Below are 24019 nucleotides of genomic sequence, written 5' to 3'. Positions count from 1 at the left end.
AAGGTGAAGGATAAAATTTCATTAAAGTTTATCGATTCCCAACGAGACGCTTTTCTAAGAGAATTACTCGCTAATTTTGGAGGCACTATACAAACAATTTTATACTTGTAAACGCCAAAAATACTCTTAACCTAAATTTTGGGTTTTTAGGCAACCATTAACAACAAACGATGCTGCTCTGCTAATTTTATCGATGACTTTTTAGGTTGGTGAGTATAAGCAACAATCCCAGCCAATAGATTAATTAAAAAATTTCCGACATTTCTGTGGCGTGTCTGTTCAATTTGAGAAATATTTTTTAGTTGATCATTCACCATTTCAATAATAGCTCGTTTTCTACGAATTTTGTCTTTCAACTTTATAAGATTCTGCTTTCTATTCGATCTTATGATCGTCAATTGTTCAAGGCCTTGTTCCAACATTCAGGTTGAGGTCCTTGCTTTGTTTTGCCATGAAAAATTAACGTTCATTCCATTTCTGCTCAAAAGACTTTCAAAAATTATCTAGACGACAATATCATTTGATTAAATCTATTTTGACCTCTCATCTCGTATTGAACATTAGTTTAGTAAAACAAATGTTTTAAATCATGCAGAGGTCTTTTGTCATTTAAATTTTATTCTTCTTATTCATTATCAAAGAGATAAATTCAAAATTCAGGTTTATAAATTATAAACAATCCAATCTAACCTATAATAATTTATGACCCGTTTGTTTCATGATACTATCATCTCGTGGACTTAAAGTATTTTAGATTAAAAACTAAAGATTTTATATTTAAGCCTGATTGATTCTTACTTAATTCTTTAACAGCCTTTTATTGATAAACTGAAACTTTCTTTTAAAATTTGACTTCCTATTTTAATTTATTAATATTGCAATAATTTTTATCTATACATCATACTTTTAAAATATCTATAAATGAAAATTTATTTTACTCATTGGGACGGTCATTTTGAATATTTCTAATTTAGGGTTTATTCCTAGTCATCTTGTCCATACAACGACTCCATCTTACTATCCTCTTCAAGATATTAATGACCCTCTTGTGGATGAGAATAATCCCTTAGTCAATCCCTTGGCCAATACAGAAGAAATTAGTGCAGTAACAATCCCAGCTCCCACTCTTTTACCTTCATCTGAAGAAGTTCAACTGAGCTTTCAAGAGGGAATTTCTCTGAACATTTCTCATTCTCAGCTAACTTTGTTAAGGGAAAAATCGCCCTATTTTAAGAAGCTGTGGTCGGGGCAATTTCAAGAAACTCTGCAACATCCTCTCGCTTTGACACAAAAGGAGTTTACGCATCTGCTTAATTGGGTCATGGATGTTAACTTTAAAGTTCCCTTGGAAGAGACCTCTTTTTCTATTCAACTAGCCGATTATTATGGACTAACAGAAGTGGTGAAACGTTTAGAAGAACAACTGATAGAGGGATATAAATCACAGAAATTTGAATCTTTTAACTCTACTGAAGAGAGTTTAGTCAGATTAAAAGAACTTTTAAATTTTGCGCAGCAATGTCAATTAAACACTTTGAAAAACTATTTAGAATTGACCGTTGTAGGCGCCTTATTAAACCAGACCTCTCAATTGGCAGAGTTTGAAAGAATTATAAATCATTTTTCAGATGAAATAGAAACTCTTGATTTTTCAAATCAGACTTATTTAACAGATGCCCATCTTTTAGCATTAAAAGATTGTAAAAATTTAAAAGTACTCCATTTTAAGAAATGCCAGGGTCTCACTGATGCTGGATTAGCCCATTTGGCACCCTTAACGAATTTGCAGCATCTAAATCTGAGTAGGTGCTATCATCTTACCGATGCAGGATTAGCCCATTTGACACCTTTAACGGCTTTGCAGCATCTTAATCTAAGCTACTGTGAGAATCTCACTGATGCAGGCTTGGCCCATTTGAAACCCTTAACGGCTTTGCAAGATCTAGATTTAAACCAATATGGAAATCTCACTAATGATGGATTAGTTCATTTGAAACTTTTAACGGCTTTACGGCATCTAGATCTAAGCTACTGTGAGAATCTCACGGATGTTGGATTAGCCCATTTGACACCTTTAACGGCTTTGCGGCAACTAAATCTAAGCAAGTGCAGGAATCTCACCGATGCAGGCTTGGTTCATTTAACACCCTTAACGGCTTTGCAGCATCTAGATCTAAGCTACTGTGAGAATCCCACGGATGTTGGATTAGCCCATTTGACATCTTTAACGGCTTTGCAGCATCTAGATTTAAGCGATTGTAAGAATCTCACGGATGCTGGATTAGCCCATTTAACACCTTTAACGGCTTTGCAGCATCTCAATCTAAGTGGGTGCTATTATCTCACCGATGCAGGATTAGCCCATTTAACACCTTTAACCCCTTTACAACATCTCAATCTAAGCAGGTGCACTAAACTCACTGATAATGGATTAGCCCATTTGACACCCTTAACGGCTTTGCAATATCTAGATCTAAGCCAATGCTGGAATCTCACTGATGATGGATTAGCTCATTTGACACCCTTAACGGCTTTACAGCAACTTGATCTAAGCAGGTGCAATAAACTCACTGATGATGGATTAGCCCATTTGACACCCTTAACGGCTTTGCAATATCTAGATCTAAGCCAATGCTGGAATCTCACTGATAATGGATTAGCCCATTTGAAACCTTTAACGGCTTTAAAGCATCTCGATCTAAGCGATTGTAAGAATCTCACCGATGCAGGATTAGCACATTTGACACCCTTAACCGCTTTGCAGCATCTAAATCTACGCTACTGTATGAATCTCACGGATGATGGATTAGCACATTTGGTACCTTTAACGGCTTTGCAATCTTTAGATCTAATTGGCCGTAATAAACTCACCGATGCAGGATTAGCACATTTTAAAATTTTAGCAGCTTCACTCAATTTAAAAATTATTAAATCCTTAATTTAAGATTTTAAGTGGGTTGGAAAAAATCAATAGATGCTTTACGAATTACTTTGAATATGAAAATTGCAAGTTAACTTTTTTATTTTTTGCGTCATTTTTGGAAAAATCTGAGAAGCATTCATTCTCAAAAAGAAGAGTAGCTGTTTGATACAATCCCACTTTATTATAAGAAGGAAAGGGCTAAATATTGAGTGAGATTCAAAGAAACAGCCTCATTTAATTTATAAAGAAGAGATGAGCCAATCACTTTAAACAAAGGCTTAGCTTTGATCTCAGCAAGTGTTATTTTGAAGCCCTTTTTGATAAAAACAATCTGCTTCTTGTACCGCTTTTTTATAGTCAAATCGATAAGTTTAGCAGAGGAGCATCGCTTGTTGTCCATGGCTGCCTAAAAACCCAAAATTTAGGTTAATAAACTCAAAAATGCTATTTAAATAAAATTAATTATCATTCGTTTAACTATTTTTAACTAGCTTTTATCAAAATTTAAAAAATTCTTTTCAATAAAGCGAAGAATATCATTCGCTTTAAACCTAACAGAATTTAAGCTAGATGGGTTACAATCCCAAACCTTCCACTAACCTTCACCAGCAAAACTTGTATTATAAAATTTGTTTTGACATATTCAAATTTAGAATTTATTCATTTAAAATGTAGAAAATCAGGGAATCATCCATGAGCTAACTATCCCTCTTGGTTTGTAGAGATAGGCATGCTTTTGACTTTTGATTTTTTACTTATTTCTCATTTCTTTTACAGTCTTGCATTTACATATAAAGTAAGTTGAAAACATGCGGCCAGTCTTTTTGTTATAAGGAAAAATGACTATGGAAAAACTTGACCATGTACTCTCAGAACCCAGCGATTTGATCCAAGCTATTCAACAAGAAAGTCAAAAATTTCAAGAGTATTATCTTTGGCTGGAAATGGCTATGCCTTCCTTGTTTTTTGAGGAAGTTTCTCGGGATAATGTCATGTTGATCACCCATAGTTTGATGGGTTTCGATTTACAAGACTACTTCTCTATTATTAATCTTAAAAGCGCTTCTATTGTTCTTTGTTTAGAAACTTCCGACGCAGATTTACGCATTTTAAATCACTATACGTCTTATGGGATTAAAAATTATCAAGTTTATACTTCCAACATTTCCTTTCCTCATATAAAAGCTCGCTTAAGAATTGCAATAATTGATTTCATGAGTGCTGGAGAAGGAGCTGAATCCCTCTTCCCTGATAGTTCCAAAGAAATTTTAAAACAGTTAGTTAAAAAAGAGAATGCAGAAATTAGCGATCTTGACTTTGAAACACTACTCATTAAAATAAATACCCCATTTCTACACTCTTTACCTATAGAAAGACTTTCAATTGCTTTAAATGTCCTTTTCAAGGCGCAATTTCAAGATAATTGTCAATATGAAGTTCGCTATGAAGATAATTGGCAAAAGAAAGATAACGGATCCATGCATCTTATTTTAGCTTGGAGAAACACCCCAAAACATAATTTTCTCTATCACGTCGCACAAGTTATTTACCGTCATGGCTTAAGCATGAGAAGAGTCAATGCAACATATATGGATCCTCATGAAAAACAGAGTGTCCTTGTCATGGCACTTAGTTTACATGGAAGCAATGGAGAGCCTGTTTGGAATGTCGCCGATATTCCTGATTTTTTAAGAGAAATTGCAACTGTCAAGTATTTTGATCCTTCAGATCGCATCAGCGAACGATTAGTTAACTCCCATATTATTTCAGGAAATATGGGCAATTTATTAAAAGCGATGGTTAACTTCATCCATCAAACACTCGTTCATTTAGATGCTAATCTTTATACCGTGGAAAATATTGAAGAAGCTTTCTATCGGCATCCTGAATTGACAATTCAAATTTGTGAGGCTTTTAAACTTAAGTTTGCCCCCAATCATTGTGATTACGATTTATTTTTAGAAACCCGGAAAAAATTCTTGAATGATGTTTCTCAACTAGACACGGGACAAGAAAATAATGACATGCGACGAAAAAATATTTTGCTCCAAGCAATGAGTTTCATTTATTACACTTTAAAAACCAATTTTTATCGCTTAAATTATACTGCATTGAGTTTCCGTTTGAATCCTGCTTATCTGAATGATGTTCCGTTTGATAGACAAACAAAATTCCCTGAACTTCCATATGCCATCTTTTACATTCGAGGGATGCATTTTTTTGGTTTTCATATTCGATTTAAAGACTTATCTCGGGGAGGATTACGTACAGTTTATCCTGAACAATTAGAGCAAATGATTGCTGAACGAAATAATATTTTCACAGAATGTTACAATTTAGCTTGGACGCAACATAAAAAGAACAAAGACATTCCAGAAGGAGGAGCAAAGGGAATTATATTCTTAAAACCTTTTGACCAAATTGATTCTGACTCTCAAATTCTTAAACGGGAACTTGAATGGTCTAACATAGAACCTCAAGAAATAGAAAATAAAATTCAAATATTTCGCCAAGAACAAAAAATTGAATATCTTTATCAATCCCAAAGAGCTTTTATCGAAAGCCTCATTACAATCGTTAACTGTGACCCTGATGGGAAAATTCGTGCCAAAAATATTATCGACTACTGGAAACGAGCTGAATACATTTATTTAGGACCTGATGAAAATATGCACGATTCTATGATCGAATGGATTGCTAACTTTAGTCGAAAATATCACTACAAGCCAGATAGAGCCTTTATATCTAGTAAACCTACATTTGGAATTAATCATAAAGAATATGGGGTGACTTCCTTAGGATTAAATGTCTACATGCATGAAATCTTAAAATATATGGGTATTCATCCTGATAAAGACTTATTCACAGTAAAAATGTCTGGGGGACCTGATGGAGACGTTGCTGGTAATCAGCTTCTCAATCTTTATCACCATTATCCACACACAGCTAAAGTTATTGCTTTGACAGACGGAACAGGAACTATTCGAGATGATCAAGGTTTAGATTTGAGCATCATTAAAGAGCTTTTTTACCAAGGTAAAGGCATTTGTTATTACCCCCCTGAAAAACTTTCTTCCGGGAGTTTTTTGGTAAATAAAGGCCATAGAAGATATCCTTCAGCTTATATTCAAGAAACTTTGTGTTGGAGAAAAGTGAATAACGAAGTGATTGAAGACTGGTTATCTGGCAGCGATACAAACCACTTATTAAGGTATAATCTTCATAAAACCAAAACCGATATTTTTATTCCCGCTGGAGGGCGGCCTCGAACTTTAAATGAAACTAACAGCCATGAATTTTTAGATGAAAATGGTAGGCCTACATCTCGTGCAATTATTGAAGGAGCTAATTTATATTTGACTCCTTCAGCTCGCCGTTTTCTAGAAGAAAAAGGTGTTTTAATCATCAAAGATAGCTCTGCCAATAAAGCAGGCGTCATTTGTTCTTCATTTGAAGTTTTATGCGGGCTAACGCTAAGTGAAGAGCAATTTTTAGAGCATAAAGAAGCCTTAGTTGCACAAATTTTAGAAAGACTCAAAATTTGTGCTTTAAATGAAGCAGATCTTCTTATAAAAACTCATCAAAAAACAGGAGAATATCTCACTTCTATTTCCGACCAGATTTCTTCAAAAATTAATCAATATACTTATGAAATTCTCGATTATTTAGACTCTTTGTCTCTTCCTCATTCTTCCCAAGATCCCATGATTAGAGGATTTTTAAATTACTGTTTGCCAACTTTAATTGATCTTTTTTCAGACGAACTTTTGGATCAAATACCCGAGCATCACAAGAAGGCCATCATTGCCTGCCATCTTTCTGCCTATATGGTTTATAAAAGAGGACTTACTTGGTCTCCCTCTATTATTGATATTCTTCCACTTGTTCTTGCTGGAACTTCCCTTGCTAAATAAAACCTAAAAAGAAAAATTATAGCACTCGATATAATCGAGTGCTAAATTTGTTTGACGAAATTTTCCCTCTTTGTGTATAATAACAAAATTATTAGGGAGGATTCGCTCTTGAAAATCATCAAACCAACACCGATTAAACGCGTGGGTAAACACGATCGAGAAAGACGGGTTTTATTAGGCTTAGTCGATTACTATATTCAAACTGGAAAACCCGTTGGATCCAACACTTTAAAAGAAGCTGGATTTGAAGATTTGAGCTCTGCAACCATTCGTAATTATTTTGCCCAACTTGAAGAAGAAGGATATTTATTACAATCTCACTCTTCTGGTGGCCGCATTCCTACGGATTTAGCCTATCGAATTTATGCTCATGCTTATCTCAATACCAATGAACCTTATCCTAAGCAAAATCCTTTTGAAGCTTTTAAAAGTTTTGAATCAAAGGAAATCGCTATCTTTTTGCAAGAAGCTGCAGAAAAACTTAGCTGGGAAACTAATTGTGCTGTTTTCCTTTCTGCCCCTCGGTTTGATCACGATTTTATCGCTAACCTCAAGCTAGTTCCATTAGATGCCTATCGGTGCCTTTGCATTATTATGACGGATTTTGGAGTTATTAAAACTGAAGTCATGCATTTGCCAGTTAAACTCTCTCCTTTTGGAATCAAACGCATTGAGAATTATTTTCATTGCCGCTTAACGAATTTAGGAGAACCTGAAAATTTAGAGCCTGAGGAAGAAACTATTGCTCAAACTTTTTATAATGAATTAATGCTTAGATATATCGTTGGTTATTCAAATTTTATTGATGTGGATCTTTACCGAACTGGCTTTTCTCGCCTACTCTTTTACTCAGATTTTCAGGATACCAACTTACTTGCAAGCAGCCTATCTTTATTCGAAAATGCATATAGCATGCGCCTTCTTTTAAAAGAATGCAAAGCCTTAAATCATTTAAGATTTTGGATTGGGGATGATCTATCTTCTTTTGCAAATTCGAGCCCTAGATGTAGTGTTTTAACTATCCCTTATTATATCAATTACAAGCCAGTCGGCGCAGTAGGTTTATTAGGCCCAACAAGATTGCCTTACCGGGCATTGTTCAGTTTATTAAAGCTATTTTCTGATTGTATTAGCGAAACTGTTACAAAAAATGTTTATAAATTCAAAATTGATTACAGGCAACCTGAGCAAAGCTTATATTTGAAAAAAGAAGAAAGTTTACTGATTGGTCAATCACGTTTCCTCATCGAAGATAAGCGACCATGAAGTTATATAGACCAGAATGATAAAGGAGAAAAAAAATGGTTGACAAAGACGAAGAGCAAATAAAACAAAACGTAGAGGAAGATTTATCTTCGACAGTAGAACAAACAGGGGAAGAAAATGTAGAATTCCCATCTGCCCCTAATCATCCCAAACAGGTTCTTGTTACAGATGAAGAATTAAAAGCTTTAAAAAAAGAAGTGACAGAATACAAAGATAAGTATTTACGACTTTTGGCCGATTCTGAAAATGCACGGAAACGATTACAAAAAGAGCGGCAGGAAATTAGTCGTTATGCCTTGGAAAATATGGTGGTTGATTTTTTAAAACCTTTAGACAATTTAGAAAATGCGTTAAAATTTGCGCAGGGCATGTCTGATGAAGTTAAAAATTGGGCTTTTGGATTTCAAATGATTTTAACTCAATTTAAAGATGTTTTAGCAAGTAATGGTATTACAGCTTTAGAATCACAAGGAACTTTCTTTGACCCTCATTTACACGAGGCTATTGAAATGATTGAAACGGATTCATATGCTCCTGGCATTATTGTAGAAGAAAATGTCCGCGGATATAAAATGGGGGATCGAATGATTCGTCCTGCACGCGTCAAAGTTGCAAAAGCAATCTCTGCAATTGATCCGCAAGATAAATCAGAGCTTAATGAAAACAATTAAATAATTAGAGGAGATTTGACTATGAGCCAAAGTCAAACAAAAAAAGGGCGTATAATTGGAATTGACTTAGGAACCACTAATTCTTGTGTTGCTGTGATGGAAGGTGGAGCCCCTAAGGTAATCGCTTCTGCTGAAGGAACACGTACAACTCCTTCTGTTGTTGCTTATAAAGGAAATGAGCGTTTAGTTGGGATTCCCGCTAAAAGACAAGCAGTAACAAATCCAGAAAACACCATTACTTCTTCCAAACGTTTTATTGGACGAAAATATCAAGAAGTTCTCAATGAAATAAAAACTGTACCCTATAAGGTAACCAGCAATAACAACGGTGATGCTGTTTTTGAAATTCAAGGAAAAATTGTTACACCAGAAGAAATTGCCGCTCAGATTTTAATTAAAATGAAAGAAACTGCTGAAGCTTATTTAGGTGAAAAAATAACCGAGGCCGTTATTACAGTCCCAGCCTATTTCAATGATTCGCAGCGTCAATCTACTAAAGATGCTGGCCGTATTGCGGGTTTAGATGTCAAACGAATCATCCCTGAACCGACTGCTGCTGCTTTGGCTTATGGTTTAGATAAAGAAAACGCAGATAAAAAAATTGCTGTTTTTGACTTAGGAGGTGGAACATTTGATATTTCTGTCTTAGAAATCGGAGATGGGGTATTTGAAGTTCTTTCCACAAGTGGTGACACCCATCTAGGGGGAGATGATTTCGACAATGCTATTTTAAATTGGATGTTAGAGACATTTAAACAAGAACAGGGCATTGATTTAAGAAATGACAAAATGGCTTTACAAAGGCTAAGAGATGCCGCTGAGAAAGCTAAAATCGAACTTTCGGGTGTGCAACAGACAGAAATTAATCAACCATTTATTACAATGGATGCTTCAGGACCAAAACACTTAACCATGACTTTGACACGTTCTAAGCTAGAAAGCTTAACGCATGATCTTATTGAACGTACACGAGAGCCTTGCTTAAAAGCTTTAAAAGATTCTGGTCTTAATAAAGATGATATCAGTGAAGTGATTCTAGTCGGTGGAATGAGCCGTATGCCTGCTGTCCAAGAAGTTGTAAAAAGTATTTTTGGAAAAGAAGGTCATAAAGGAGTGAATCCTGATGAGGTTGTTGCCGTCGGAGCCGCTATCCAAGGTGGGGTATTAACAGGTGTCGTCAAAGATGTTTTATTATTAGATGTTACCCCATTGACACTAGGAATTGAGACATTAGGCGGAGTGATGACTCCTTTAGTTGAACGTAATACAACGATTCCTACTCAAAAAAAACAAATTTTTTCTACTGCAGCAGATAATCAACCAGCTGTTACCATTCGCGTCCTTCAAGGGGAACGCAAAATGGCTAATGACAACAAAGAAATTGGACGTTTTGATTTAGCAGACATTCCTCCTTCTCCGCGAGGAACTCCACAAATTGAAGTTGCCTTTGACATCGATGCTGACGGTATTTTGCACGTTTCTGCAAAAGATCTTTCTAGCGGCAAAGAGCAAAAAATTCGTATTGAAGCTCAATCAGGACTTCAAGAAGAAGAAATTAAGCGGATGGTCAGAGATGCAGAGGAACACGCTGAGGAAGACAAAAAACGTAAAGAAGAAGTTGAAATTAGAAATGAGGCTGACTCTTTAGCCTTCAGAGCCCAAAAAGCTTTGGATGAATATAAAGACAAAGTTCCTCAACAAATTGCCGATGATATTTCTAACAAAATAGAAGCTGTTAAAAAAGCTCTTGAAACCACAGATATTGCTCGTATTCGCTCAGCTAAAGATGAGCTTGAACGCCAAATGCAGCAAATCGGTGAAGTGATGTCTAAAGTGGCTGGTCAAAGTGAAACGCAATCTACTGGCTCCGGATCTTACCAAGAAAGCTCAAACCAAAGTTCGCAACATCAGACAAACAATAATAAACCTGATGATATTGAAGAAGCTGAAGTTGAAATTTTGGATGATAAAAAACCATAAATGACTTAATTAATTTAAAAGATTGGTGCTTAGCACCAATCTTTTAATAACTTCTTAACAACTACAGTTATCTATAACCCATCTAAATAAAATATACTTCTTAATAATTAGTTAATAAATTAATATATTTAATTCAATTATTACTAAGGTATTCAAATGAGTTCAAGTCTCAATCTTTTACTAGCAAAAATATGCCCTTACAGCGATTATAGCCTTATTTTAGATAATCGTCATTTTTATAGCTGGAAAAAACCTTATTTATCCTACGATAGTTATAAAGGCTGGAGCTTGGAACGTTTAAATATCTTTCAACGCATTGTTAGAAGCCTTTTCAAATTATATTCTCATACACATTTTTCTCACATTGGTTGGCGTTTAAGCTGCGAAACTGATATTGATCCTTTATTCATTCAAAATATGCAAAAGTGTTGGGAAGCAGCTTATCCGAAAAAAATATGTCCCTTTTTTACCTTCACACCCTACCTATTGTATGATTCGATAAAAGAGATGCTAGAGCTTAAGTCTGTTCAAAAAGTTAATAAAGCTCAAAATAATATCATACAAGAATTCATTATCGATCATATTAATATTGGATGCACGACTGAAACGATTCTGCAATTGTTAAAAGATAGTCAAAGCGATAAAGATTCCAATCGCAATCTGATTTGTACTATAGGTTTGATCATAGATCTGCATAGGCACTCTTATTTAGAGGCAGACATTTTACGCGTTTTTCAAGGTTCGGGTTACGAAAAAAGAGATATTCAATCGATGTTTGCTTTAGTTAAGCAACGATGTGATAATCAGCGTTATGATAGTGATTTTATTTCTCCATGCCAGAATAACCTCCCAGGATAGAATTATTTGCATTAACTGACTTGATATAAGTTTATCCTTGATCTTTCACACTCTTTCAATCAATTGATATGGATTGAATAACTTTATTTTTCCTTTAAATCTTAAGCCTACGAACAGTACGATAATCAAAACGATTTTTGAGGGAAGGCTCTTCTAAAGAAGAAATTTGCAAAGTCGGTTTGGGTTTTACAGAAGCATGAATCAATTGATCATTTCCTAAATAAAGTCCAACATGTTTAATGGAGTCATCATTAGAGCCAAAAAAAATCACATCTCCCCTTTCTCTATTATTCCAATTGATACACTGAAAAAGGGGAAAGGTAATTTGTTGAGAGGCATCTCGAGGAAGAATGATTTTCACCTGTCTAAATATCATTTGAATAAAACCTGAGCAATCATAACCAAAACTCGAAACTCCCCCCCACGTGTAAGGCAAGCCTAAAAACTGCTGGCTACCTTCTACCACTTTTTCTAAATTAGTTGAAAAAAGGTCCATAGTGATATCACCTTTTTGAATCCATCCTTTTTCCCCATTCATGAGTTGGATTTGTAACCATCTTCCTTCTTCTTCTTCAAGTGTTTCTAGTAGAGGTAATTCTACTTCAAAAGGAAGAGTCAAAAAAGGCTTTTCTCGATTTACATGAGGAGACTTATAAATATGTGCTGCATTCGATGTAATTTTAATAAGCGGAAAAGAAGATATCGTATTGCTCTCAATCATCTGTATTGGATTTATCCATCCTTGGTAACCATCGACCGTTTCGACTAAATAAAATTTGCCATCTTTCTTAATAATCTTAACTTTCCAACCATAAATGGCTTGCGAAATTACCTCGACGTGTTCATTTGGTAATCGATATAAATTTGCAACTGGATAATTAATGTTCATCTCATACATAGATATAATCACTTTCTGTTGATAACTTTACTTTTTATAAATCAAATAATTTCGTATAAATATAAACTTGGATTGAAAATTATAAAATTAATTTTCAAATTTAAACAATTTCATTTCCACTACTTATACACAGACAACTCGAAAAATTATAGTGAGACATAACAATCCAGACTAAATGCAAAAAAAGAGGCTATTTTATGTTAAAAAAATATTTACCTATTTTTTTTCTTTTTTTGATTCCTTTATTTATTGGCTGCGATAGAAAAATTAAACCTACAAAAGCAGAAGAGCAAATTTTTCGTATAAGTTGCGAATCTGATTTACTAACATTAGATCCTCGACTTGTGAGAGACTTAGGCTCTATTACCGTTATGCAGGCATTATATGAAGGCCTGACAAGAATACAAGCAGATGGAACAATTACGTTGGCTAATGCTGAAACAGTTACTCTTTCTCCCGATCATAAAACCTATACCTTTAAATTGCGTTCTAATGAATGGTCAAACGGAGATCCAGTCACTGCTTATGATTTTGAAGAGAGCTGGAAAAGTGTTCTATCTCCCCAATTTCCCTCTCCGAATGCCTATCAACTATACGTTATCAAAGGAGCTCAGGAGGCGAAAGAAGGCACGGCTAACTTAGATCAAGTAGGTATTTATGCTAAAGATAAGCAAACATTGATTGTAGAATTAAAAAATCCTACTCCCTACTTTCTTAATCTCACTGCGACACACTTTTTTTTTCCTGTCCACGCAGGTTTAAGAAACAAACTTCATCCTTCTAACTCTTTTTACTCAACCAACGGCCCTTTTAAAATTGATAGTTGGACAAATGACCTATCCATTATCCCTCATGTTGGTTACTGGGACAACTCCGCAATTAAATTAAACAAAATCATTTTTATCACCTTGGATAATCCAACTGCTTTACAATTATTTCAAAATCACAAACTTGATTGGACCGGTTCTCCACTTTCAACTATTTCCATAGATGCTTTAATTGCTTTAAAAAAAAATAAAAACTTTTACGTTACTCCAGCAGCAGGAATACATTTCTTTCGAGTTAATACGCCTAAATTTCCTCTTGATCAGATAAAAATAAGGCAAGCTTTAGCTTTAGCTTTAAATCGAAAGGAGTTAGTTGAACATGTCTTACAAGGCAACCAAGAACCTGCAACAAGATTAGTCCCTCCTACATGGCTTGAAACATCCGTTTTCTTTCAAGACGGAAATGATAGAATGGCTCAGCAACTTTTTAACGAAGCCCTTAAAGAGAACAATTTAGGCTTGCAAAATTTTCCTAAATTGACTTTGTGTTATGCATCAGGAGAGCGTCCTCATAAAATTGCACAAGTTGTTCAACAACAGTGGAAAAGCGTTTTGGGAATCAACGTACAGTTACAAGCTTATGAAAGTAAAGTTTATTTTGACCTTCTGAAAAAACAAGACTATCAAATAGGAATTGGATCCTGGTATGCTGATTTTCGCGATCCCATCTCTTTTTTAGATGTTTTTAAATTTAGAAATAACGGGACAAACAATACAGGTTGGGAAAACCAGCATTACATCGATTTACTTACAAAAGGTTCACAGGAAACTTCTCCTAACCAAAGAAATCAATTATTAATTGAGGCTGAAAAATTACTCATCCAAGAGATGCCAATCATTCCTCTATTTTTTGGATCGTACAATTATTTGAAAAAAGAAAATGTCCATGACGTTTATTTTTCAGAACTTGGTTATCTAGATTTTAAAAAAGCTTATCTCAGCCCCCTTAATTAAAGATTGCTATGTACCAAGTCTATTTTTGTAGAAAATTTATTTATTTACTTAGCTCTCTTTGGATCATTATAACTTTAACTTTCATCCTTATGAAAGCTGTTCCTGGGGATCCGTTTAATGACGAACAAGGATTAAGAACTGATATCCATCAAACCTTAATAAAAAAACATGGTTTAGATCAGTCTGGAATTAATCAATATTTAAATTATCTCTCTCTATTATTGAAAGGTAATCTTGGCTATTCTTTAAAATACCAAGGTCGATCAACGAATCAAATTATTCAAGAAAGCTTTCCTATTTCTGCCCAACTTGGTTTCCAAGCTATTTTTATTGCTTTGATCGGCGGGGTAATCTTAGGATTAATTGGAGCTTTAAAGAAAAACAAATGGCAAGATTTTTTTATCTTAATCCTGACAGCTATCGGGACGTCAATTCCTAGTTTTATTTTAGCAACTTTTCTACAATATATTTTCGCTATTAAATGGGGTGTGCTTCCTCTTGCTCAATGGGGAAATTTCAATCAAAGTATTCTCCCTTCGTTATCTTTAGCCCTTCTCCCTATGGCATTCATCGCACGTTTAACACGAGCAAGTTTAATTGAAATTCTTAAAACTGATTATATTAAAGCTGCCCAAGCAAAAGGACTTCCCTATTATAAAATACTCTATTCTCATGCTCTTCGCAATGCCTTACTTCCAGTCATAAGTTATCTTGGTCAATTACTTGCTAATATTTTAGTGGGAAGTTTTATCATTGAAAAAATTTTCAGCATCCCAGGCCTAGGAGGATGGTTTGTAAATAGTGTTCTCAGTAGAGACTATCCTGTTATTATGGGATTGACTCTTTTTTATAGTACTCTTTTGCTATTATCTGTCTTTATTGTCGATATCATTTACAGCTTATTAGATCCTCGCATCCAACTCATTCATAAGGAATTAGTATGAAATCCTCCCTTTCTCAATCAGATTTTACTCCATTGGAAGAATGGGAAGAAGCTTTTGTGCCACCATCCTATAGCAGACCCTCTATTTTTAAACGTTTTCAATCTCATCCCTTAGGAATCGCAGGAATGCTTCTTTTTTTAGGAATTGTTATTTTAACGATTTTAGGACCTTTAATTTCTGGATATTCTCCCGAAACAACGCATCTGACTTTAAAAAATCACCCTCCTTCTTCACAGTTTTGGTTTGGCACAGATGACCTTGGTCGCGATCTTTTTACGAGAGTTTGGTTTGGGGCTCGAATTTCTCTTTGTATTGGTTTTTTAGCCGCCTCTATCGATCTAATTGTAGGATTAATTTGGGGCGGTATTGCCGGTTTTTCTGGAGGTAAAATTGATGAAGCGATGATGCGATTTGTCGATATTTTATACGCTCTACCCTACTTACTTATCGTTATTTTGTTTACAGTAGTTTTAGGATCTGGCTTTTTCTCTATTGTCCTTGCTATTACATTATTTGGATGGATAACGATGGCTAGAATTGTTCGAGGGCAAATCCTTTTAATTAAAGAAATGGATTATATTTTAGCTGAAAAAGTATTAGGAGCAAGTTTTTCGAGAATTTTATGGAAACATCTTCTACCTAATGCCAGCGGACCCATCCTTGTTACTTTAACGTTAACGATTCCTTCCGCTATTTTTTCTGAAGCTTTTTTAAGTTTTTTAGGGTTAGGTGTCCAAGCCCCAACAGCAAGTTGGGGCACAATGGCACATGAAGGATTGCCTGCCCTTCAATATTACCCTTGGCGATTATTTTTTCCCGCTTTTTTGATTAGTTTGACTATGCTTTCTCTTCATTGGATTGGTGAAGGATTGAAAAGCGCTTTTGATAAAATAGAGTAAGTTTCTTTATGATTCAGCCACTTGTTGACGTATGTCAGTTATTTCTCACTCTTGAAACTTTGCATGGTTCCCTCCATGCCCTAAGAGGTGTTAATTTTCAACTTTATTCCAACGAAATTGTAGGGCTTTTAGGAGAATCGGGATGTGGCAAAAGTTTGACAGCTTCCTCAATTTTGAAGATCTTTCCCCCTTCTCTTCAAAAAGTTTCCGGCCAAATCTTATTTCAAGGTTCGGATATTTTAAAATATTCTAATAAGCAAATAGAAATGGTCCGGGGAAAAAAAATTGGAATGATTTTCCAAGATCCATCCCTTGCACTCAACCCAACCAAAACAATTGCAGATCAATTCATCGAAGGGTTGCTATGGCATTGCCAATTAAATAAACAAGAAGCCTATTATCAAGGAATCAATTGGTTAAATAAAGTTGGCATCAATAATGCCGATCTACGGATGAAACAATATCCTCATGAGATTAGTGGCGGAATGAAACAACGTGTCCTCATAGCTATGACATTAGCTTGCCATCCCTCCCTTGTTATTGCCGATGAGCCAACAACTGCTTTAGATGTGACCACACAACGACAAGTTTTAAATCTTTTGAAAGAATTACAAAAAGAAGTAGGAATGACTATTTTGCTTATCACGCATGATCTTGGTGTAGCAGTTCATATTTGCGATCGATTATTGATTATGTATGCAGGTCAAATCGTTGAGTCTGGTTCTACTAAAAAAGTGATTCAATCTCCAAAACACCCCTACACACAAGGACTTATACAAGCTAAAAAAAGCTTAATGCATTTTCAAGATGAGGTTCTTTTTACCTTGCCAGGATCTCCTCCTTCCCTTTTTGCTCAGACATCCCTTTGTGCTTTTGGGCCAAGATGTCGGCACGCTATGCGAATTTGTCAGAAGGAAGCCCCGCCGATGAACGAAAATGATCCTCATAAAGCCGCATGCTGGCTCAAAGTAAAGGAAAAAAATAGTGATGTCTGAGATTTTAAAAGTTGAAAACCTTTCAAAAGAATTTCGCTTAGGTAACAAGGTTCTGAAAACTATCGACGACATCTCTTTTGAACTTAATAAAGGAGAAATTTTTGGATTAGGAGGGGAAAGCGGGTGTGGAAAATCTACTTTGGCTAAACTTCTTGTCAGACTTATTGAACCGACAGCGGGATCTATAAAATTTCAAAATAAAGATTTTCTTAAATTAAACAGAAAAGACTTGAAGCTTATGCGCCGGCATATGCAGATGGTTTTTCAGCATTCATCAAGCTCGCTTAATCCTCGCATGACAGTTGAAAAAATCTTACAAGAGCCTTTTTTGATTCATGATCAAAAAGAAAAAGCTACTAATAGTCAACTCTTAAGTCAACTGTTGTCTCAAGTGGGATTATCTGCAGACTTTTTAAAAAGAATTCCTCAAGAGTTAAGTGGAGGACAAAAACAAAGAGTTTCTTTAGCTAGAGCCTTAGCTCTCTATCCTCAATTAATTATTTGCGATGAACCTTTTTCCGCCTTAGATAGCTCTGTTCAAGGACAATTAATTAATTTGATGAAAGACATCCAACAAAAAAATCATTTAACTTATCTTATAATTTCGCATGATCTAGAAGTTTTACGCTATTTTACACATCGCTTAGCTATCATGTACTTAGGTCATTTTGTTGAGCTGGGGCCGACTAAGGCTGTTTATGAAAATCCTCTCCACCCCTATACAAAAACTCTTTTGGCAGCGGTTTGTACTCTTTCATTTGAAGCAAAGCAAACGCCATTATCTATCCTAAACGACTCTTTTTCCCATCTTGACACCTCTACAGGGTGCCCTTTTCAATCTCGCTGTAAATTGGCAAGTTCGATTTGTAAAAAAATAAAGCCTTCTTTAAAAGAAGTACAAAAAGGCCATTTTGTCGCTTGTCATTTTTATTAACACAATTGGTTATCTTATTTGATGAACGAATATACCAGGCTTTTTGTGCCTATTCAAAATGACAAAATAAGCTAAAATGCCTTTAATGACTCCTCTTTAATGACTCCTCTTGTTTATATAACCCAAATAGCTTTATCGTCAGATCTTATTTGTAACAGTTTTAGCTCATCTATCACTTTTACATCGATGCTCTGAAGTCTTTATTTAATGGATCACAAATTATCGTCAATTCGACAGAAGGAACAAAATTAAAAAACTTTAAAGATAATTTAATAAATTTTTAATCTTCAAAACTTTCTAACTGTTAGCTTTGATTTAAGGCAGCAAATTGCGAAACAAAAATCTTCACTATTTTTGGGATGAGAAGTCCATTGGAGCATCTCTTTTCCTTTAATACATCAAAAGATGCAACATTTTGAATGATATAAAATAGTGCCTAATCCTTCAATTCTCAAAAAAATACCTAATGAAATGCTTGGGAATGGCTGGTGAGATATTCTCAGCAAACAGTTGAAATTAGGTAGGCTTTCCAGATTGTGTTCGAGTTTCCTGAAATTAAGTGTAATTGCTTTGAAAAAACTTATTCAAGCTTTGTTCCTGCAAAACATTTTTTTCATTATTAAGCTAACAAGCTTAGATATTTTTCCTGTTAAAGATTAAAGATGCTGCATTTAAACCGTATTGATTTTTACTTGTTTTCTAACAGCTGTAATAGTATGAATAAGAAATTGTAGGATTATATACTTAAAAATTATTTAATTAATTTGGATGGTAAATTTGAATATTCATAACCCAAGTTTTAATTCTAGTAATCCCCTTGTTAATGCAGATACTTATTCTTACTCTCGATCGAGCAAACATTTAAAATTTTTTGAACGAATAAATTTATTATGCAAAACAATTTTTCAGGGTTTTTCAAGCCTATTCTTTAATTATCTCAAAAAAGATTTACTTCAATTTCAATGGAGAAAACTTTTAGGAGAACAAAAAGAAATTGTCATTTCTAATTTTACTATAACTCATTTAGAATCAGAATCTGATGTATCTTTATCAAGTTTGAGTCAAACTTCATACTTTGCCTCCCCTTCTTTCAGACTGAGCTTTCAGGATAATACTCATCTAAATATTTCAAGTTTCCAAAAATCTTTGTTAATGGAAAAATCGCCTTATTTTAAAAGTCTTTGGTCAGGAAGTTTTCAAGAAACTCTTCAAGATCCTCTCACTTTGACACAAAAAGAGTTTGCTTATCTGCTCAATTGCCTGGTGGATGCTAGTTTTAAAATTCCTGTGGAAGACATTCTTTCTTTCATTCAATTAGCCGATTATTATCAACTGACTGAAGTTGTGAAAAATTTAGAAGAACAGTTGCTTAATGGGTATAAATCAGAGAAATTTAAGTTGTTCAATTCCAATGAAGACAGCTTAGTGGAATTAAAAGAACTTTTAAATTTTGCGCAACAATATCAATTAAACACTCTAAAAAATTATTTAGAGCTTACAGTTGTGGGTTCATTATTAAATCAGACTTCTCAATTAACGGAATTTGAAAAAATCTTAAATCATTTCTCAAATGAGGTGGAAGCACTCAATTTTTCAGAAAATGCCCATTTGACTGATGCCCATCTCTTAGCGTTAAAAACTTGTAAAAATTTAAAAGTGCTTTATCTTAAAAAATGCTGCAATCTCACGGATGCTGGTTTAGCGCACTTGACACCTTTAGTGGCTTTACAGTATTTAGATTTGAGTAAGTGCCATAATCTCACGGATGCCGGATTGACGCACTTAACATTCTTAGACGCTCTAAATTATTTAGGTCTGGGTGAGTGCTATAATCTCACGGATGCTGGATTAGCACATTTGAAATCTTTAATAAACTTACAACATTTAAATTTGAATAACTGCAATTTCACGGATGCTGGATTAGCGCACTTGACATCCTTAGTGGCTTTACATCGTTTAGATCTGCGTTATTGCCTTAATCTCACAGATGCTGGATTGGCGCACTTGACACCCTTAGTCACTTTAAAGTATCTGAATCTGAGTCAGTGCTATAATCTCACGGATGCTGGATTAGCACATTTGACACCTTTAGTGAGTTTACAGCAATTGAATCTGTCCGATTGCACAAATCTCACGGATACTGGATTAGCGTATTTGTCACCCTTAGTGACTTTGCAGCATTTGAATTTAAATGTATGTAAACTTATTGACGCTGGATTAGCACATTTGACACCTTTAGTGAATTTACAGCAATTGAATCTGTCCTATTGCACAAATCTCACGGATGCTGGATTAGCGCATTTGTCAACCTTAGTGACTCTGCAGCATTTAGATTTGGACGGATGCTATAAACTCACGGACATTGGATTAGCGCATTTAACACCTTTAGTCACTCTGAAGTATTTGAATCTGAGTTGTTGCCATAATCTCACGGGCGCTGGATTAGCGCATTTAACACCTTTAGTGGCTTTAAAGCATTTAGATCTGAGTTGGAACGGTGATCTCGAGGACGCTGGATTAGCCCATTTGACACCTTTAGTCGCTCTAAAATATTTAGATCTGAGTGAATGCTATCAACTCGCCGATGCTGGAATAGCACATTTAACCCCTTTAGTCGCTCTAAAGTATTTAGATCTGAAAGGATGCCCTAATCTCACCGACGCTGGATTGGAGCATTTAACATCCTTAGTGGCTCTAAAGCATTTAAATCTGGGGAGATGCAATAAGCTCACCGACGCTGGATTAGCGCATTTAACATCTTTAATCGCTCTGCAGGACTTAGAACTGTCTAATTGCCAAAGGATTACGGACGCTGGATTAGCGCACTTGGCTTCCTCCATGACCCTGCGCATTTGGACCTAAGTAGATGCCATAAAATCACGCACCATGGGTTAGCACGTTTAAGATCTACAGGGGGGCTTTAAAACATTTAGTTTGTTGATTCCTGAGTGGATGCGAACTGATACAGCTTGAATTGTAATAACAAAAAAATCAAAAATGAAAGTTGTAAAAAAGATAGAAAATTGTTTTAAAATATTTATTTTTACAAACAAGAAGATTTTAAAAATGAACAAATAAAGCAGTTTTGAATAATCCCCTTTTGAATAATATAATTTTTCAGTAATTATTCTTTAATAAACCAATTTTTTCTAAAATTCACTGAGAACTAATATTTGTGAGATCTACCAAAGCTTCGATTTTTTCAATCTCAAGATTTTCGAAACCTGTTTGAATTACTATTTGACTGCTTGTGTAGCATAGCCATATCTCCAGTATTTTCGATATCACATAGCCTGACGCACTTTTACAATTGTGAGCTCTCCTCTGCCTTTATCAAGCGTGAAAGGTCCTATGACTTTTTTGCCAATTTAAAAATTCTATAACATCATTTTGAGAGGTGTAGTTGTTCCACAATATGAATTTTGTAACTTTATCATCTGCTGCCCACCCCCCTATAAAATTATCTACATCTCTCAAAATATTTTTTTTAAAGTTATTTTTGGTTCTTGCTGTTTATAATCAGATATCAAATTTTCTTTCCAAAATTTTTTGGGATAAAACTAACCAAATCAAATAAAAATAAAAACTAACATCGACAAGCTTCTATACAGCGCATATACTTTAGTTATTGACCAGATGTTAGCGAATAGCCAACACAAAAGAAGAGAAATAATTATGCGCATTCTTGGGCATAGGAAGCGTATTTAATTAAAACCATTCTGCTGCGTCGTTTTAATTTATTTTGAATTAGAATCCCTATGGCTATGCTAAATTAATTAATGGCTGACTAAGACTATCTAATTTTGTAAGATAAGCTATAGATCAAGCTAATTATAAAGGCGGTGGCAACAAATAGAAAATTATAGTGAGACTCGGAAAATTTTTTAGTTTTTTTTGAAAAGGGTAGCTCAAAAGTTTTATTGAGCTACCTTTTAATTTCAATTGATTGCAGAACTAGCAGTAGTAGATTTTCCATGAATAGGATAAATTTCATCGTCAATAATGACAATTTCTTCGTTTTCCACTGTCACATGACAACGACGTCCTTCATTAGGATTCATCAAAATCCGCTCTGCTAAAGGATCCTCTAGGAATTGTTCAATGGTACGTCTTAATGGACGAGCTCCCATTTCTACTTGGAAACCTTTATCTACCAAGAAATTCTTAGCCGCATCATCAAGCTCAATAAATATTTCGCGTCGAGCTAGACGTTTGCTAAGTTTTTCAATTTCTAAAGAAATCACATGCAATAGATTGTCTCGATTAAGCGGATGGAAAATAACGATGTCATTCAAACGGTTAAGGAATTCAGGTTTAAATCGTTTTTTGACTTCGCTTTCAATTTTTTCCTTAATATGAATATAATCTAACGATCCTTCAGATGCTCCAAAACCAATCTCAGTACTTTTTTTAATAAGATCAGCCCCCAAGTTAGAGGTCATGATAATAATTGTATTTCGGAAATCAACTCTTCTTCCAAAAGAATCTGTCAAACGCCCTTCTTCAAGTATTTGTAACAGAAGATCCATGACATCAGGGTGTCCCTTCTCAATTTCATCAAACAGGACCACTGAGTAAGGTCGCTGTCTAACTTGTTCTGTTAGCTGTCCACCTTCTTCATGCCCCACATAGCCAGGAGGAGAGCCTGTCATGCGACTAACGGCAAATTTTTCCATATATTCCGACATATCGACTTGAATGAGTGCATCTTCACCGCCGAACATGTTGATTGCCAAAAGCCTAGCTAAAAGTGTCTTCCCAACTCCTGTAGGACCTAAAAAGAGAAAAGCTCCAATCGGACGATTTGGATCTTTGATGTCAGCTCTACTTCGACGAATGGCACGGCAAACTGTTTTAATAGCGTCTTCTTGGCCAATAATTCCTTCTTTTAAGATCTCTTCCATTTTGAGAACTTTTTGTAATTCACCTTCAGTTAATCGATTGAGAGGTATTCCCGTTTGCCTTGCTATTACATTTGCTACATCCTCATCCTCAACAATGACTTCATGCTCTTCTTTGTTAATTTCCCATTCAGCTCGAATTTGTTGTAACTGCTCACGCAAGGTTTTCTCTTTATCACGTAATTTGGCAGCTTTTTCATACTCTTGCTTACCAATAGACTCTTCTTTAGCCAACCTTGTGGCCTCTATTTCTGACTCATACTTACTAATGTCTTGTGGCTGATTCATCATAGAGATACGCAGTTTGGCACCTGCCTCGTCAATTAAATCAATCGCCTTGTCTGGTAGAAAACGCCCATGAATATAGCGATCCGATAAGACCGCGGCAGCACGAATTGCTTGGTTAGTAAAAATGACTTTATGATGTTTCTCATACTCTGGTTTTAAACCATAAAGAATTTCAATGGTATCATCAACACTTGGAGGAGCAACTAAGATTTTTTGGAAGCGACGTTCTAAAGCTGCATCTTTCTCAATGTGCTTCCGATATTCATCAATTGTTGTTGCACCAATACATTGCAATTCTCCACGAGAAAGAGCTGGTTTTAAGATATTTGAAGCATCTATAGCTCCTTCAGCAGCACCTGCGCCAACAATTGTATGCAATTCATCAATAAACAGTAAAACATTCCCATTTTTCTTGATTTCATCCATAACAGCTTTAATACGTTCTTCAAATTGTCCCCTGTATTTAGTACCGGCAATCATTAAAGCTAAATCAAGTGTAATTAATTTTTTCTTACGTAAAGTATCAGGCACATCTCCTTTTACAATAGCTTGAGCAAGCCCTTCTACTATAGCAGTTTTACCGACTCCTGCTTCTCCGACTAAAACTGGATTATTTTTTCGACGTCGACACAGAATTAAAATGAGTCGCTCAATTTCTTCTTTTCGACCTATGACTGGATCCATCTTGCCTTCGCGACACATTTCAGTTAGATCGTGTCCATAAGCTCTTAAAGCCGGCATTTTATCATTAGCAGTTCCAGCAGCTA

General features: G+C 35.1%; 14 protein-coding genes and 2 pseudogenes. 12 read left to right on the top strand and 4 right to left on the bottom strand.

Translation table 11 applies throughout. The features are described from left to right. Window positions 1-146: 146 nt before the first annotated feature. Window positions 147-422, bottom strand: a pseudogene (locus BU804_RS03725) (transposase); the annotation flags it as partial. Window positions 423-955: 533 nt separating this feature from the next. Between BU804_RS03725 and BU804_RS03720 the strand changes: the two are divergent. Then, complete coding sequence (locus BU804_RS03720; protein ID WP_075883027.1) at window positions 956-2944, top strand: hypothetical protein; 1989 nt, start codon at window positions 956-958, stop codon at window positions 2942-2944. Between the two features lie 160 nt (window positions 2945-3104). Here the strand turns inward: BU804_RS03720 and BU804_RS03715 are convergent, their stop codons facing one another. Continuing rightward, window positions 3105-3323: a hypothetical protein gene (locus tag BU804_RS03715; RefSeq protein ID WP_075883026.1), complete on the bottom strand. Its 219-nt coding sequence runs from the start codon at window positions 3321-3323 to the stop codon at window positions 3105-3107. Between the two features lie 445 nt (window positions 3324-3768). Between BU804_RS03715 and BU804_RS03710 the strand changes: the two genes are divergently transcribed. From BU804_RS03710 to BU804_RS03690, 5 genes are all read left to right on the top strand, one after another. Further along, window positions 3769-6837 carry an NAD-glutamate dehydrogenase domain-containing protein gene (locus BU804_RS03710; protein WP_226996120.1) on the top strand — a complete coding sequence of 1023 codons (3069 nt, stop codon included), beginning with the start codon at window positions 3769-3771 and terminating at the stop codon, window positions 6835-6837. Between the two features lie 108 nt (window positions 6838-6945). After that, entirely contained in the window at window positions 6946-8103 is a 1158-nt protein-coding gene (hrcA, locus tag BU804_RS03705) for a heat-inducible transcriptional repressor HrcA (protein ID WP_075883024.1), read from the top strand. 35 nt (window positions 8104-8138) lie between these two features. Then, complete coding sequence (gene grpE, locus BU804_RS03700; protein ID WP_079988589.1) at window positions 8139-8774, top strand: nucleotide exchange factor GrpE; 636 nt, start codon at window positions 8139-8141, stop codon at window positions 8772-8774. Between the two features lie 21 nt (window positions 8775-8795). Beyond that, window positions 8796-10754 (top strand): molecular chaperone DnaK, encoded by a 1959-nt coding sequence (dnaK, locus tag BU804_RS03695; protein ID WP_075883023.1) that lies wholly within the window; start codon window positions 8796-8798, stop codon window positions 10752-10754. A gap of 156 nt (window positions 10755-10910) precedes the next feature. Then, complete coding sequence (locus BU804_RS03690; RefSeq protein ID WP_075883022.1) at window positions 10911-11612, top strand: hypothetical protein; 702 nt, start codon at window positions 10911-10913, stop codon at window positions 11610-11612. A gap of 94 nt (window positions 11613-11706) precedes the next feature. Here BU804_RS03690 and BU804_RS03685 read toward each other — a convergent pair whose 3' ends face one another. After that, window positions 11707-12510: a C40 family peptidase gene (locus BU804_RS03685; protein ID WP_075883021.1), complete on the bottom strand. Its 804-nt coding sequence runs from the start codon at window positions 12508-12510 to the stop codon at window positions 11707-11709. Between the two features lie 197 nt (window positions 12511-12707). Here BU804_RS03685 and BU804_RS03680 point away from each other — a divergent pair, with 197 nt between their 5' ends. The 6 genes from BU804_RS03680 (at window position 12708) to BU804_RS03655 (ending at window position 20925) form a co-directional block, all read left to right on the top strand. Further along, on the top strand, window positions 12708-14291 hold the full coding sequence (locus BU804_RS03680) for a peptide ABC transporter substrate-binding protein (RefSeq protein WP_079988588.1): 1584 nt from the start codon (window positions 12708-12710) through the stop codon (window positions 14289-14291). An 8-nt stretch (window positions 14292-14299) separates the two neighbouring features. Further along, window positions 14300-15235 (top strand): ABC transporter permease, encoded by a 936-nt coding sequence (locus BU804_RS03675; RefSeq protein WP_075883020.1) that lies wholly within the window; start codon window positions 14300-14302, stop codon window positions 15233-15235. Continuing rightward, window positions 15232-16134, top strand: coding sequence for an ABC transporter permease (locus BU804_RS03670; RefSeq protein WP_075883019.1), 903 nt, complete (start codon window positions 15232-15234; stop codon window positions 16132-16134). The genes BU804_RS03675 and BU804_RS03670 overlap by 4 nt, the downstream gene beginning before the upstream one ends. A gap of 8 nt (window positions 16135-16142) precedes the next feature. Next, the gene (locus tag BU804_RS03665) at window positions 16143-17129 is read left to right on the top strand and encodes an ABC transporter ATP-binding protein (protein ID WP_079988587.1); all 987 of its coding nucleotides are present in this window, start codon (window positions 16143-16145) and stop codon (window positions 17127-17129) included. Further along, window positions 17122-18063 carry an oligopeptide/dipeptide ABC transporter ATP-binding protein gene (locus tag BU804_RS03660; RefSeq protein WP_075883018.1) on the top strand — a complete coding sequence of 314 codons (942 nt, stop codon included), beginning with the start codon at window positions 17122-17124 and terminating at the stop codon, window positions 18061-18063. Before BU804_RS03665 ends, BU804_RS03660 begins: the two co-directional genes overlap by 8 nt. Window positions 18064-18840: 777 nt before the next feature. Next, window positions 18841-20925, top strand: a complete 2085-nt coding sequence (locus BU804_RS03655) for a BTB/POZ domain-containing protein (RefSeq protein ID WP_075883047.1) — start codon at window positions 18841-18843, stop codon at window positions 20923-20925. A gap of 1076 nt (window positions 20926-22001) precedes the next feature. On the opposite strand, the pseudogene BU804_RS03650 reads toward BU804_RS03655, so the two are convergent. Beyond that, window positions 22002-23996, bottom strand: a pseudogene (locus BU804_RS03650) (ATP-dependent Clp protease ATP-binding subunit); the annotation flags it as partial. Between the last annotated feature and the right edge of the window lie 23 nt (window positions 23997-24019).

Source organism: Candidatus Protochlamydia sp. W-9 (genome assembly GCF_001950615.1).
Classification (GTDB): Bacteria; Chlamydiota; Chlamydiia; order Chlamydiales; family Parachlamydiaceae; genus Protochlamydia; species Protochlamydia amoebophila.
This window is presented reverse-complemented; position numbering and strand designations above follow the sequence as displayed.